Source organism: Serratia proteamaculans (genome assembly GCF_946227095.1).
Classification (GTDB): Bacteria; Pseudomonadota; Gammaproteobacteria; order Enterobacterales; family Enterobacteriaceae; genus Serratia; species Serratia proteamaculans_E.
Genome location: NZ_CAMISV010000007.1, coordinates 86,446 through 99,766, shown reverse-complemented (window position 1 = coordinate 99,766; position 13,321 = coordinate 86,446). Strand labels below are relative to the sequence as shown.

Annotated in this window: 12 protein-coding genes; 5 read left to right on the top strand and 7 right to left on the bottom strand. The window is 54.6% G+C overall.

Features of this window, described 5'->3' with window-relative positions:
• Positions 1–44 precede the first annotated feature (44 nt).
• From OC597_RS15420 to OC597_RS15405, 4 genes are all read left to right on the top strand, one after another.
• Positions 45–1,529 (top strand): sugar ABC transporter ATP-binding protein, encoded by a 1,485-nt coding sequence (locus tag OC597_RS15420; protein ID WP_261255730.1) that lies wholly within the window; start codon positions 45–47, stop codon positions 1,527–1,529.
• 17 nt (positions 1,530–1,546) lie between these two features.
• On the top strand, positions 1,547–2,575 hold the full coding sequence (locus tag OC597_RS15415; protein WP_261255728.1) for an ABC transporter permease: 1,029 nt from the start codon (positions 1,547–1,549) through the stop codon (positions 2,573–2,575).
• A 61-nt stretch (positions 2,576–2,636) separates the two neighbouring features.
• Positions 2,637–3,554 (top strand): sugar ABC transporter substrate-binding protein, encoded by a 918-nt coding sequence (locus OC597_RS15410; protein ID WP_261255725.1) that lies wholly within the window; start codon positions 2,637–2,639, stop codon positions 3,552–3,554.
• A 146-nt stretch (positions 3,555–3,700) separates the two neighbouring features.
• A complete protein-coding gene (locus tag OC597_RS15405) occupies positions 3,701–5,794 on the top strand; it encodes a right-handed parallel beta-helix repeat-containing protein (protein ID WP_262209390.1) in 2,094 nt (697 codons plus the stop codon).
• A gap of 58 nt (positions 5,795–5,852) precedes the next feature.
• On the opposite strand, the gene lhgD is transcribed toward OC597_RS15405, so the two are convergent.
• The 5 genes from lhgD to metQ form a co-directional block, all read right to left on the bottom strand.
• Positions 5,853–7,043, bottom strand: coding sequence for an L-2-hydroxyglutarate dehydrogenase (gene lhgD, locus OC597_RS15400; RefSeq protein ID WP_262209388.1), 1,191 nt, complete (start codon positions 7,041–7,043; stop codon positions 5,853–5,855).
• Between the two features lie 2 nt (positions 7,044–7,045).
• Positions 7,046–7,762, bottom strand: coding sequence for a FadR/GntR family transcriptional regulator (locus OC597_RS15395; protein WP_261426150.1), 717 nt, complete (start codon positions 7,760–7,762; stop codon positions 7,046–7,048).
• The gene (locus tag OC597_RS15390) at positions 7,752–9,710 is read right to left on the bottom strand and encodes a TRAP transporter permease (RefSeq protein ID WP_261462383.1); all 1,959 of its coding nucleotides are present in this window, start codon (positions 9,708–9,710) and stop codon (positions 7,752–7,754) included. Before OC597_RS15390 ends, OC597_RS15395 begins: the two co-directional genes overlap by 11 nt.
• 9 nt (positions 9,711–9,719) lie before the next feature.
• The gene (locus OC597_RS15385) at positions 9,720–10,754 is read right to left on the bottom strand and encodes a TAXI family TRAP transporter solute-binding subunit (protein WP_262209387.1); all 1,035 of its coding nucleotides are present in this window, start codon (positions 10,752–10,754) and stop codon (positions 9,720–9,722) included.
• Between the two features lie 192 nt (positions 10,755–10,946).
• Positions 10,947–11,762 carry a methionine ABC transporter substrate-binding lipoprotein MetQ gene (metQ, locus tag OC597_RS15380; protein ID WP_262209385.1) on the bottom strand — a complete coding sequence of 272 codons (816 nt, stop codon included), beginning with the start codon at positions 11,760–11,762 and terminating at the stop codon, positions 10,947–10,949.
• Positions 11,763–12,000: 238 nt separating this feature from the next.
• Here metQ and OC597_RS15375 point away from each other — a divergent pair, with 238 nt between their 5' ends.
• Positions 12,001–12,519 (top strand): hypothetical protein, encoded by a 519-nt coding sequence (locus OC597_RS15375; RefSeq protein ID WP_261255712.1) that lies wholly within the window; start codon positions 12,001–12,003, stop codon positions 12,517–12,519.
• Positions 12,520–12,549: 30 nt separating this feature from the next.
• Here OC597_RS15375 and OC597_RS15370 read toward each other — a convergent pair whose 3' ends face one another.
• A complete protein-coding gene (locus OC597_RS15370; protein WP_261255711.1) occupies positions 12,550–12,804 on the bottom strand; it encodes a Rho-binding antiterminator in 255 nt (84 codons plus the stop codon).
• On the bottom strand, positions 12,801–13,067 hold the full coding sequence (locus OC597_RS15365) for a DUF2024 family protein (protein WP_261255709.1): 267 nt from the start codon (positions 13,065–13,067) through the stop codon (positions 12,801–12,803). The genes OC597_RS15370 and OC597_RS15365 overlap by 4 nt, the downstream gene beginning before the upstream one ends.
• Positions 13,068–13,321: the final 254 nt, after the last annotated feature.

The window sequence follows — 13,321 nt, the reverse complement described above, 5'->3', positions numbered from 1 at the left end:
TTGACCCGGCAGGGATGCATTGACGAACGGCGGAGGTTATCAGTATGTATCCCTATGTTCTTGAGGCTGAAGGCATCAGTAAGCAGTTTCCCGGCGTGAAAGCGCTGGATAAAGTCTCAATTAAAATCAAACCAGGCAGCGTACACGCGTTAATGGGAGAAAACGGCGCGGGCAAATCCACGCTGATGAAATGTTTAATCGGCATTTATCACCCCGATGAAGGCACCATTAAAATAAAAGGCCAACCGGTGACCTTCAGTGACACGCTGCAGGCGCTGCATTCGGGTATTTCCATGATTCACCAGGAACTCAACCTGGTGCCTTATATGACGGTGGCGGAAAACATCTGGCTGGGCCGTGAGCCGGCAAAGCTGGGCTTTGTTAATCATGACCAACTGAACAAGCAAACCCGTGAACTGCTGGTGCGGCTGAACATTAAACTCAAACCTGAGACCTTGGTCGGTGAACTGAGCATTGCCAACCAGCAAATGGTGGAGATTGCCAAGGCGGTTTCCTACAACGCGGATGTGCTGATCATGGACGAACCGACCTCGGCGCTGACCGAGGGGGAAGTAGTGCATTTGTTCGCCATCATTCGCGAACTGCGTGACCAGGGCAAAGGCATTATTTATATCAGCCACAAGATGGACGAAATTTTTGCCATCACCGACGAGGTGAGCATCTTCCGCGATGGCACCTTTATCGCCTGCGATAAAACCGAGAACCTGACCAAACAGTCGCTGATCACCATGATGGTGGGGCGCGAACTGACCCAGATGTTCCCCAAATTCAACAACAATATTGGCGAGGAAGTGCTGCGCGTCGAAGGGCTACAGCGTGCCGATTGGTTTCACGATATCTCGTTCAGCGTTAAGCGCGGCGAGATCCTCGGCGTCGCCGGGCTGGTGGGAGCCGGTCGTAGCGAAGTGATGGAAAGCTTGTTCGGCATGCACCCGGCGGACGGCGGCCACATCTTTATCGAGGGCAAGGCAACCAAGGTGGATTCCCCCTCCAGGGCGATTGAACTCGGGCTGGCGTTCCTTACCGAAGACCGCAAAAAATCCGGGCTGTTCCTGGTGTTGTCGGTGGTTGAGAACATGAGCATCGTCAACCTGTCGGAGTACATCGGCAAGAATGGCTTTGTCAGCCACGTGCAAATGGCCAAGGACTGCATGGAGCAGATCAAAAAGCTCAACATCAAAACCCCGACCATGGATCAAATCATCAATAACCTGAGCGGCGGTAATCAGCAAAAGGTCCTTATTGCCCGCTGGCTGCTGGCCCAGCCGAAAATATTGATCCTCGATGAACCAACGCGCGGCATCGACGTGGGTGCGAAGGCGGAAATCTATCGCCTGATCAGCGAGCTGGCGAACCGTGGCGTCGCCATTATTTTGGTGTCATCGGAATTACCGGAAATCCTCGGTATGAGCGACCGGGTGATGGTGATGCACGGCGGCCGTATTACCGGCATTTTGGATAAAGAAGAAGCGGATCAGGAAACCATCCTGGCGCTGGCCTCTGAATAACGCAAAGGTGAATTCCCATGAGTAATGTAAAAGTTGAGAAGCCGCTTGCGGGTAAAGCGCCGCTGTTCGCCGGCCTGAGTGGCAAAATGCCGAAAGACACCGGCATCTTTATCGTGATGCTCGGCATCGCGCTGGTATTTGAAATTCTTGGCTGGTACATCCGTGACCAGTCCTTCCTGATGAACCCTAACCGTCTGCTGCTGATTGTGCTGCAGGTGGCGATTATCGGCATTATTGCGGTGGGGGTTACCCAGGTCATTATCACCACCGGTATCGACCTTTCCTCCGGTTCGCTGATTGCCTTGACCGCGGTGGTGGCAGCCAGTCTGGCGCAAACGTCGGACAGTATTTCACCGATGTACCCAGCGTTGCTCGACTTGCCGGCGGCGATCCCGATCGGCGCGGGGATCGGGGTGGGCATTATCTGCGGCTTTATCAACGGTTTCCTGATTACCCGCACCGGTATCCCACCTTTTATCGCGACTTTGGGCATGATGGTATCGGCACGCGGCCTGGCGCAGTATTACACCCAGGGTAACCCGATCAGCTTCCTGTCCGACGGTTTTACCTCAATCGGCCAGGGTGCGATGCCGGTGATCATCTTCCTGGTGATTGCGGTGATCTTCCACATCGCGCTGAAGCACACCCGTTACGGCAAATACATCTACGCCATCGGCGGCAACATGACGTCGGCCAGGGTGTCCGGCATTAACGTCAATAAATACCTGGTGATGGTCTATACCATTGCCGGCGGCCTGGCAGGCTTGGCGGGGGTGGTATTGGCGGCGCGCGTCAGCAGCGGCCAGTCGAGCATGGGGATGTCCTACGAACTGGACGCCATCGCGGCGGCGGTGATCGGCGGCAGCAGCCTGATGGGCGGTGTCGGGCGCATTACTGGCACCTTGATTGGCGCGGTGATCCTCGGGCTGATTAAAAGCGGTTTCACCTTTATCGGCGTGGACTCCTACATTCAGGACATTATCAAAGGCGTGATTATCGTCGCCGCGGTGTCTATCGATATGCACCGTAACCGTAAAAAACACTGATTGCCGTAAAACTCCGCCGGTGCACCTTGCCCGGCGGTTTTTTTTATCTCAGGGGATCATCATGAAATACTTAAAAAGAATCGTGTTGGTGGCAGCGCTCAGCTGTTCCACCTCAGTGCTGGCGGAAACCATCGGCGTGTCGATGGCCTATTTCGACCAGAATTTCCTGACCATCATTCGTCATTCGATCGACAAAGAGGCCAAGGTGCGCGGCATCAGCGTGCAATTTGAAGATGCACGCGGCGATGTTGGCCGCCAGACCGATCAGGTACAGAACTTTATCAGCGCCGGGGTGGACGCGATTATTGTCGATCCGGTCAACTCGGCGGGTACGCCCGCCATCACCAAAATGGTGACTCAAGCGGGCATTCCGCTGGTGTATGTGAACCGCACACCGGGCGACAGCAAGCTGCCTTCCGGCGTGGTGTTTGTCGGCTCCGACGAGAGGCAGTCCGGCACCTTGCAGATGGAAGAGCTGGCACGGCTGGCCAACTACCAGGGCAACGTGGCGGTGATGATCGGTAACCTGACCGACGCTGGTGCATTGCAACGCACCAAAGATGTAGAGCAGGTGGTGGCCAAGTACCCGAAAATGAAGGTAGTGCAAAAGCAGAGCGCCAACTATTCGCGCAGCGAGGGGATGGATCTGATGCTGAACTGGGTCACCAACGGTGAGTCTATCGATATCGTCGCTGCCAATAATGACGAGATGGCGATTGGCGCGATCATGGCGTTGCAGCAGGCTGGTAAGCAGGACAGCAAGGTGTTGATTGGCGGCATCGACGCCACACCGGACGGCCTGAAGGCTTTAGCTTCCGGCAAGATGCAGGTGACGGTATTTCAGGATGCCGTGGGTCAGGGCAAAGCCTCGGTTGACGTGGCGCAGCGCATGATCAAAGGCGAAAAGCTGGACCCTTACTACTGGATCCCGTTTGAACTGGTGACCCCGGCCAATATGCAAAAGTACGTGGCGAAATAGCCAGAGATTTACAGCTTGGTAATGGCGCTGCTTAGGCAGCGCTTTTTTTTGCTTTTTCGTTGTGCCATCGGCTGGCAGATTTTATGGGTGCCTGGGTTTATGTACAGTTTCATGGCGGCAATCATGCCGTTACGAGGAGATGTACCATGACCGATACTTGCATAGATATTGCTGCTCTGGCTCAGCAAACTGCCCCTACCGGTACCTTGATGACAGTTACAGCCTTTGATGCTTCGCGGCTAAGTAAACAAATTCGCAGTACGTTGGGCGGCGGCACCTTTGTTTCGATTCCGGCCAATGGGGTTACCCTTGATGGATGCATCTATATTACCCAGCCTGCCAGTTCACCCTATTGCTGGATGCGGGTGCTTGATGCGGATTCTGTATTAAACCCGGAGATGTTCGGTGCCGTGGGCGATGGTGTTGCCAATGATTATCCGGCGCTTAAAAGCCTGTTCCGTTACGCGAGTGCTATCGCTACCGTGCAGACGCCGCAAAAAATGGTGCTTGAAGGCCGTTATCGTCTGGCTGATATTGATGCCAACACCCCCTTTGCTCCGCTTGATGCGCCTGGCTTCAGTACCATTAGTGGCGACGGACAACTCTATCTTGACAGTGATAAGACGACGCTGACAATGGTGGCGTTTGTTAATAAAACGGATTTTTCGTTCAGCGGCCTGACGTTGAGCCGCAAAGGCACTGACCCCACTCGCCTGTGGTCTAAGCAGGCTACTGCGTTATTTATTGATGGTGGCCAACGTTTTCGCTTGTACGACCTCGACCTGTTTATGCATACCGATGCCATCAGCATCAAACAGTCGGAAAGTTTCGAGGTTTACCGTAATAAGTGCCATGAACTGGGCGAAGAGGGGATTGCGGTGCGCGGCAGCCGTCGTTGGGTGCTGCGTGACAACGAAATTTATCACCATAACGGCGATGGGATTTTGTTGAAGACCTCTTCAACCCCCAGTTTTGACGGTAAGATCCTCAATAATCGGTTGTACGACGGCATTGGTTCGCCTAATACCGCCCAAGGCCATCGTGGTGGAGGGATTACCCTCAACGATGAAAATGGCGGTTCAACGACTTTTTTCCAGAATTTGTTGGTACAGGGCAACTCGCTCACTAGCCTCTCTTATGGCATTGCATTCACCAACATCGAAGACTGGGAGGTGACAGATAACTTTGTCGATGGTGTCGATCGTTTTGGCATTATTGTCGATAGTGAGCTGAGTAATAACCCGCAAAAGAATCCGATTAGACGCAGCAAATGTGTAGGTAACACCGTGCGTAATACGGTTCAGAATGGCATCAGTTTCACGACCCTGACTGACATTAAGGTTGAGTATGCGCTTATCGCCAATAACCAGGTGGATACCTGTGGCACCAGCCCGGTGGCGGAGTATCCTGGTATTTCTGCGACCGGTGCGACGGTTACCGGCAACCGTGTATTGAACTGCAAGATCGGACTTTCCGCGAGTGGCTGTGTGACCAGCGGTAACGTTTTCGAGGGTTCGACTTTTATTAACGCCGGCTCCGGTAGCAATTACATTAAATTAGCTGCGGGTGGCAGCTTTGCCGGTAACCGGGTAACGGACACCAACCAGGGGCATATCCGCCTGTCAAATCCAGGCAACTTTGTGTTTGCCGATAACATTGTGCAGCTTAACTCTTCCTTCGCCGGATTGTACTTTATTGGTACGGATTACGGCCCAAATACCGTTATTGGAAAGAACGTGTTCGACACTGCCTTTGTGCCGGTAACCAAGTTTGAGATTGGTGCCAGTAGCATTCGTCGGATTCAGATGGATGCTTCCGCCTATGGCCGTCGGGAGTTCCGTTATGACAGCCAAATGCCGACAGACATCGATGCTCGGCCAGGGGACGAGGTCTATAACTTTAGGGCTGTGCCGGGGGTTGCGCGTAAATATAGCTGCGTAACAGGGGGAGCTAACCCCGAATGGGTGGGGGGTGACTTTGTTGATTTGATCGTCACGTCAACGGCCCAGGACATAACGTTGACGGCGGGAGTCAGTCTGGATATTGATGCGCAATTGGCGGCAGTGTTGCCCACATTTGTCGCTAATGGAGTGAAGTTCAACCAGAATCCAAAGCGAGTGAAAAGTACGGTGTGTGTCACTGAGGCAGGCACGGTGACCTTTACTCTAACTAATCCGACGGCAAGTACGATAACCCTGCCAGCGCTACAATTGACCACACGTTGCAATAGCGGAACTTAACCTATCAGGCGCTGCATGCAGCGCCATTTTTCCTCAGCATGGTAAAGGGTTATTGCCCTTACAATGAAGAAAGATGCTGCCGTACGATTTCACGGCCGATCTCCAGCGAGGCGGTTGCCGCCGGGGAGGGCGCATTGCAAACATGCAGCGAGCGGCGGCCCTTCACAAAATGGAAGTCGTCCACCAGTTTGCCGTCGGCGGTCAGGGCCTGAGCACGAACGCCGGCCGGGCCGGGCTGAATATCTTCCGGTTGCAGTTCGGGGATCAACCAACGTGCATTTTCGGTAAATCGCTGCCGTGACAAGGAACGCCGGACTTCTGCAAATCCTTCCCCCAGATAGTTACCGGCAATTTTCCAGAACCCCCGATAGCCGAGCACTTCGCTCAGATCCCGCAGGCTGAAGTCACATTTGCGATAACCTTCGCGTTTGAAGGCCAGCACCGCATTGGGGCCAACGTCACGCTTGCCGTTATACATACGGGTGAAATGCACGCCGAGGAACGGAAAGTCCGGGTTGGGCACCGGGTAGATCAGGTGATTCACCAGATAGTTTTTCTCGTCGTTCAGCACGTAATATTCCCCACGGAACGGCACGATCTTCATGCCCGTCTGGTAACCGGCCAGGGCGGCGATGCGGTCACTGAACAGACCGGCGCAGTTAACCAGCCATTTGGCCTGATACTGCGCGTGCTGCGTGCGAACGCTGACGTCGTCACTGCTTTCGCTGATGCCCTCGACCTGCTGCCCGTAGTGGATTTCGCCACCGCGTTGCTGAATAATTTCCGCCAGCTTTGCCGCTACCTGGCTGTAATTGACGATACCGGCGTCTGGTACCAGCAGCGCCTCAAGCCCGTTGACGTGCGGTTCGCGCTCCCTTAACTGCGCCTGCGACAGCCGGCTGACCGCCAACCCGTTTTGCAACCCGCGCTGATAGATGTTTTCCAGTAAATCCAGCTCCTTCAACTGGGTCGCCACAATCACCTTACCGCACTGGTCGTGATAGAGGTCGTGCTCGCGGCAGAAGGCGAACATGCTTTGGTTACCCAGCTTGGCCAGCCGCGCCTTCAGGCTGCCGGGAGCATAGTAAATGCCGGAATGAACCACGTTGCTGTTATGGCCGCTTTGGTGTGCCGCCGGGCCGCTCTCTTTTTCCAGTATCAGGATGCGCAACGACGGGTTGGCCTCCTGCAGCGCATTGGCGACGCCCAGCCCGACCAGGCCGGCACCGATAATGATCACGTCATGCATGGTTACCCTAACTCCTCATTATCCAGGCGGCGCAATTTGCCGCGTACGTTGCTGAGATGATTCTGCATGGCGGCAGTGGCTGCCGCCGGGTCACGAGCCTTGATCGCCAGAAGCACCTGCTGGTGTTCGTCGATCACCCGCTGGCGTTCGGCTTGCCGCCCCAGATTTTTGCTCAGTGAATACACCAGCACGCCCAGATACAGCTCGTGCATGTTATCCAGGATCTGGACGAAAAAAGGGTTGTGCGAGGCCTGCATGATGGCGCGGTGGAACAGGTAATCCTGTCGGTGACCAATCAAGCCGTCGTTGAGGGTGCAGCGTTTGAAATCATTAAACGTCTGCTCAATCGCCAGTAAATCCGCGGCAGTATGGCGTTCGGCGGCCATGCGGGCCGCCTGTTGCTCAATGACTTCACGCATTTCCAGCAGCGCTTCCACCTCGTTGGGGTCGGCAATTTCCATCACCAACGGCGGATATTTGCTTAGCAACGAGTGTTGCTCAACCCGGTGACCGCCCCCCTGGCGCGAGGAGATAATTCCGCTGATCTCCAGTATGCCGAGCGCTTCGCGCACCGGTACCCGGCTGACGCCAAATGCTTCCGCCAGCGTGTTTTCCGACGGCAGCTTTTCCCCGACAGGGAAGCTGCCGTCGCTGATGCCGGCTTTCAACTGTGCCAGTACCTGATGTGAGGCCTTCTGTCGCGTAACTTTATTGACCATTCAGCGCCCCCTGCGCAGTGCTCCGCCTGAAACGCAGCAGATGTACCGATGCCGCGGTGATAATCAGCGCCGCGCCGCCCAGATCGGTCAGCAGACCCGGTTTAATCAACAGGATAGCCGCGACGGTAAATAGCACCCGCTCCAGCCAGTGGGTTTTCATCATCCAGAAATTGGCGCTGGCGATCGACAGTGCATAAATCCCTACCAGTGCGCTGATCACCATATGGATCACCGACAACGCGTTGAGATCGTCACCCTGCATCAGCAGCATAGGGTTGTAGACCAGAATAAACGGGATGATAAAGCCCGGTAGCGCCAGCCGTACCGCATCCCAGGAGGTTTGCATCGGATCGGCGCGGGCGATGCTGGCGGCGGTGTAACTGGCCAGTGCCACCGGCGGCGTGATGTTGGACAAGGCACCAAACCAGAACACAAAGAAGTGCGCGGCCAGTGGCATCACACCGGCCTTGATCAGGATCGGGGAAACGGTGACGGCCACCACGATGTACAAGGCGGTCGAGGGCAGGCCCATGCTCAGCACGATACACACCAACATCACCACCAGCAGGATCATCCACAGGGTATTGTTGGTCATGGCGACAATGTTGAACGCCAGCGTCGAGCCGATACCGGTCATGGTCACCACGCAGATAATCACCCCGATGGCGGCGCAGGCTACCGTCACCTGAATGGAGCCGCGCGCCGCTTCGTTCAGCGCGGTGGCGATTTTTTTCGGTGTCATGCGCACTGAAGTATCAGGGGTGATCCAACTGGCGACGATGATCGAAATAATGCCGAGGAACCCGGCGTAGATCGGCGTTTTGCCCAGCAGCAGGGTGCCGATAACAATGATCAGCGGCAGTAACAGCAGCCCGCGCGCTTTCAGTACCGCCTTCACTTTAGGAATGTTTTCTTTGCTGATGCCTTTCAGGCCCTGCTTTTTGGCCTCCAGATCGATGGCGATAATCAACGCCGCGTAATACAGCAACGCGGGGATGATGGCGGCCATCACGATGGTGGTGTAAGAAATGCCGAGGAAACCGGCCATGATAAAGGCCGCCGCGCCCATAATCGGCGGCATGATCATCCCGCCAGTGGAGGCGGTGGCTTCGACCGCGCCGGCAAAGCGCGCCGACAGGCCGATACTTTTCATCAGCGGAATGGTGAAGGTGCCGGTGGTGGCAACGTTGGCCACCGCGCTGCCACTCAGGGAGCCGGTCAACGCCGAAGAGATCACCGCAACCTGCGCCGGGCCACCGCGACGGCGACCGGCGATTGCCAGTGCCAAATCGTTAAACAACGCGGTGGCACCGCTGACGCTGAGAAAAGCGCCAAACAGAATAAACACCACGATGGCGGTGGAAGCGGTGGACAGGGTGATGCCGAAGATCCCTTCGCTGGTCATAAACAGCCGGTACAGCAAGCGCTCGAACGAGAAGCCGCCGTGGCCAAAGATGCCCATAAAGTACTGGCCGAACAGCGCGTAAATGATAGCGAAGGTTGCCAGCCCGGGGATGAAATAGCCGGTGGTGCGGCGCGCAGCCTCAAACAATACGCCGATGCCGATCACGGCCATCACGTAGTCGGTGGTATTGGGAATGCTTTTGCGCACCACGTGCAAGTCCAGGTAGCTGGCGTAGAAATAGCCGTAGCTGACCAGCGTCAGGATGATAAACAGGTAGTCCCAACGGTTGAATTTGCTGGTGGCGTAGCGGGGTGAAACCGGGAATAAAATAAAGCCCAGGATCAGGATGCCGCTAAGGAAGGTGGTATTGCGGTAAAACTCCTGGGTATTCGACAGCGCGTTGGCGTAAATGGCATAGACGGAAATCGCGATCGCCAACAGGGTGGCCAACCGCAAATAGATGCCGCTCAGTGGCCGGCTACCAGCTCCGGCTTCTTTATCCAGATCGACGGCATCTTGCGGTGACAGGTTGTTAGTGCTCATACGGCCTCCTTATCGATTGGCGGTCAGCGTCGCCGCTTCCGGTGGGATCAGATAGTCGGGCACGCTGACCCCGGCCTCCAGATAATACTTGTAGGCGCCGAGGTGCAGCGGTACCGAGACCCCTTTCAGCGCGTTCTCCAGCGAAATGTATTTGGCGGCGCTGTGTACCTGATGCACCTCCGGCAGGTTTTCAAACAGGGTTTTGGTCAGGTCATACACCAGCTTTTCATCCAGACTATTCAGGGCCACCAGAATATTGGGCTGCGCAATGGTGGCCACCGCTTTAGTTTGACGCGGATAGGTATCGGCTTTGATATCAAAGCGGAACCAGGAGTTGGCGATGGCGTTGATGCTGGCCAGTTGTTCGTCGGTGACGTTGAGAATGCGCGAAGGCACACCGCTGGCATACATGTCGGTTACCGCCGCCGCCGGGACTCCGGCGGGTAATGCGCCACCGTCGAGCCTGCCGTCGCGCATGGCTGAAACGGTGTCGCCGTAGCCCAGGTACTCTGCCGTCAGCGATTTCTTGCTCAGGTTAACCCCCTGCAAAATGATCAGCGTCGACTGCTCGGTGCCGCTGGCCTGCGGGCCCACCGAGAAACGGGTCCCGGCGATATCGTTCAGCGTGCCATCCTTCACTTTATTTTCCAGCATCACAAAGTGTTCCACGTTCGGCCACAGCATGGAGATTGAACGCAGGTGGCTGTAGGCACGGCCTTCAAAATTACGCACCCCTTCATAAGCCTCGACGGCGATCAGGCTTTGCAGAATTGCCAGTTGTGCCTCGTTCTTTTGCAGCAGGTCGATATTTTCGATTGATCCGGCGGAGGATTGCCCACTGACCTGGATGCCGTTTTGCTTCAGGCGGTTGCTCCAGACATTGGCCAGCCCGACACCCATCGGATAGTAGGTTCCGCCGGTGGACGCGGTGGCAACAGAGAGGAAAGTCTTGTCGGCATTTTCCACCTTGCCGGTTACCGCCAGTGCAGCGGCGCCGATCATTGCACCTGCAATCAGTAACAGTTTGATTTTTCTATTTTTCATTATTTTCACCAAAGGTTTTTGAAACAAATAGAAAACATTTACGCAAACTTGTATACAACATTGCAGCTTTTTTCACCTAGCGGGCAGTGTTCGATTTGTGATCTGGGTGGGTGAAATATGAGCGAAAAGTCGAGAGGTAAAGCCGGGGGAATGGAGGAACCCCGTGACGGTCGCCACGGGGTGAAGTGCAAATTACCAGCCTTTAACTGCGTCGCCCTTGTAGATTTCGGCGGCGCTGGCGGCCACTTCGTCGGTCTGGTAAGCCTTGACCAGATTTTTAACGTTTTCGTTGTTCTGGTTATCTACCCGGCTGGCGAAAATATTGACGTAGGGTGAGTTTTTATCTTCGACAAACAGCCCGTCCCTGGCTGGTGTCAGACCGATCTGGCTGGAGTAATTGGTGTTGATAATCGCCAGCGCGACCTGTTTATCGTCCAGCGCGCGTGGCAACTGTGGTGCTTCGATCTCAACGATGTTCAATTTCTTCGGGTTACTGACGATATCCAGCGCAGTCGGCAGCAGCCCGACGCCGTCCTTCAGCCCGATCAACCCCTGTTTTTGTAACAGCAGCAGTGAACGGCCGAGGTTGGTGGGGTCATTCGGTACTGCGACCTGCGCGCCGTCCGGCAGTTGGCTGAGGGCAGAGATCTTTTTCGAGTAACCGGCAATCGGATAAACGAAGGTGTTGCCTACCGCCACCAGTTTGTAGCCACGCTCCTGGATTTGTTTTTCCAGATAAGGCTTATGCTGGAAGGCGTTGATATCCAAATCGCCGTTATTCAACGCCTCATTGGGCAGTACGTAATCATTGAAGGTCACCACTTCCACATCCAAATCGTACTTTTGCTTGGCAACTTTCTGTACCACGGCCCACAGCGACTGATCGATACCGGAACTGATGCCGACCTTGATATGGTGGCTGTCTTGTGCCGCGGGTCCACAGGCGGTCAGTAGCAGGGTGCCGGTCACTGCCAGCGTGGTGGCGAGTTTTTTTAGCGTCAATGTCATTTCCCAGAGTCCTTGTCAAAATAGCCTGCTGGTTATTACAGGCTGAAGAGTGGCAGTGACTCTAGATAATCGTCTGGCTAAAATAAAATACTGATTCACTATGATTAATAGCGATTTGCTATGAGCCGCATCCGCCCTGTTTGTGCCCTGATACTCAGTTTGTTTTGACGCAGGTTCTACCGGCTCATTATGATGGCGGAAAGCCCGACAGGGGCGCGAATAGCCAAAGGAAAATAAAATGCGATTTAACATGTGGCGCAAGGCGCTGCTGCCATTGGTGGTTTTGACTTGTGTATCAGCGACTCAGGTGCAGGCGGCGGATGCGGTGGTGGAACCTATCCCTAAAACGCTGCTGGGCAACTGGCATGTCAGCAAGATCTTGCCGACGCAAACCGTCGGTTGCTGGGACGAGCAACAGGCGAAAGGCCTGATTGGCGGTAAACTCAGTTACAAGGCCGATGGTTTTAACTGGAACGGGACCGCGCTGAAAAACGAAGGGGCCACCGTCAGTACGGTAGAGGCGCAGGAGTTTGTCGAAGACAATTCCGGCAGCAGTTCCTATATCGATTTCCCGATGCTGGGCATCAGCACGCCGGCGGTAGAGCGGGTGATGATCCAGCATGCCGATACCCAGATCAAAGGCATCACCGATCAGGGCACCGATGGCGTACCGGGAGACAATGTGCTGCTGAAAGATGCCAACACGCTGATCCTGTCGGTGTGCAACGTTTGGTTTGAAGCACAGCGCGTGCGTTGATCCCGCGTTCTGTATTTGTCTGTTTTGCCCTTATTCGGTCAGTGCGATACGGCCGAATAGGGCATCGCGCTCCTTCGGGGTAATGGCCGATAGGTGATCCAAACGGCAAACCTGTTGATTATCGAAATAAATAAACTCCCCCTCATTAGCCAACGTCTGAATAGTCAATGCAGTCGCTTGAAAACGCTGCCCATTAACCAGTTCAACATCCAGCCGGTAGCCGTAAAGACAGGCGATTTCCAAAAAATCATGCAGGTCGCAGTTTATAGGCTGGTAACGGTTCATGACATCCCCTGGCAACCCTGCATTTTAAAAATATAATAGCCTTCAAGGCTGATAGCCTGTGCCATCTCCGGGCTGGAGGATTCGCTGTGGCAGAAAGCGCAGGTGCTTTGGCTGATATTTTCCTCCTTAATATTATTTTGTTTGAGGAACTGCTGTGCATAGCGTTTTGCCTGAAGCAGGTCCTTGCTGTCGGTTATGACGTCGAAATGCAGATAACGACCATCGGTAGTCTGTACATGGGTATCAAAAACATTAATGTACATAGCTATTCATCCTTTTAGTTACTGAGTGATAATATCATATGGTATCGAATCGATACTAACATCGTTTCATCTGATGACAACCCTGTCAACAACTCCGTTATACAACGTTGGTTACCGAGGGCTGGTGTTGTTTATGTTTTTTCATCTGGCCCCGGCAACGGGGCTATTCCAGCGTAATATCCCCGTCCGACCACCCCGTTCTGAACTAAAATTAACCTTAATGATATGACGCTGACGTTATAGCGGAAGCAGGG

Bases quoted from the DNA above. Each gene is read 5' to 3' on its own strand.
- metQ (WP_262209385.1), bottom strand. From the start codon at position 11,762: ATGACATTGACGCTAAAAAAACTCGCCACCACGCTGGCAGTGACCGGC.
- OC597_RS15390 (WP_261462383.1), bottom strand. From the start codon at position 9,710: ATGAGCACTAACAACCTGTCACCGCAAGATGCCGTCGATCTGGATAAA.
- OC597_RS15365 (WP_261255709.1), bottom strand. From the start codon at position 13,067: ATGTACATTAATGTTTTTGATACCCATGTACAGACTACCGATGGTCGT.
- OC597_RS15395 (WP_261426150.1), bottom strand. From the start codon at position 7,762: ATGGTCAATAAAGTTACGCGACAGAAGGCCTCACATCAGGTACTGGCA.
- OC597_RS15405 (WP_262209390.1), top strand. From the start codon at position 3,701: ATGACCGATACTTGCATAGATATTGCTGCTCTGGCTCAGCAAACTGCC.
- OC597_RS15375 (WP_261255712.1), top strand. From the start codon at position 12,001: ATGCGATTTAACATGTGGCGCAAGGCGCTGCTGCCATTGGTGGTTTTG.
- OC597_RS15420 (WP_261255730.1), top strand. From the start codon at position 45: ATGTATCCCTATGTTCTTGAGGCTGAAGGCATCAGTAAGCAGTTTCCC.
- OC597_RS15385 (WP_262209387.1), bottom strand. From the start codon at position 10,754: ATGAAAAATAGAAAAATCAAACTGTTACTGATTGCAGGTGCAATGATC.
- OC597_RS15370 (WP_261255711.1), bottom strand. From the start codon at position 12,804: ATGAACCGTTACCAGCCTATAAACTGCGACCTGCATGATTTTTTGGAA.
- lhgD (WP_262209388.1), bottom strand. From the start codon at position 7,043: ATGCATGACGTGATCATTATCGGTGCCGGCCTGGTCGGGCTGGGCGTC.
- OC597_RS15410 (WP_261255725.1), top strand. From the start codon at position 2,637: ATGAAATACTTAAAAAGAATCGTGTTGGTGGCAGCGCTCAGCTGTTCC.
- OC597_RS15415 (WP_261255728.1), top strand. From the start codon at position 1,547: ATGAGTAATGTAAAAGTTGAGAAGCCGCTTGCGGGTAAAGCGCCGCTG.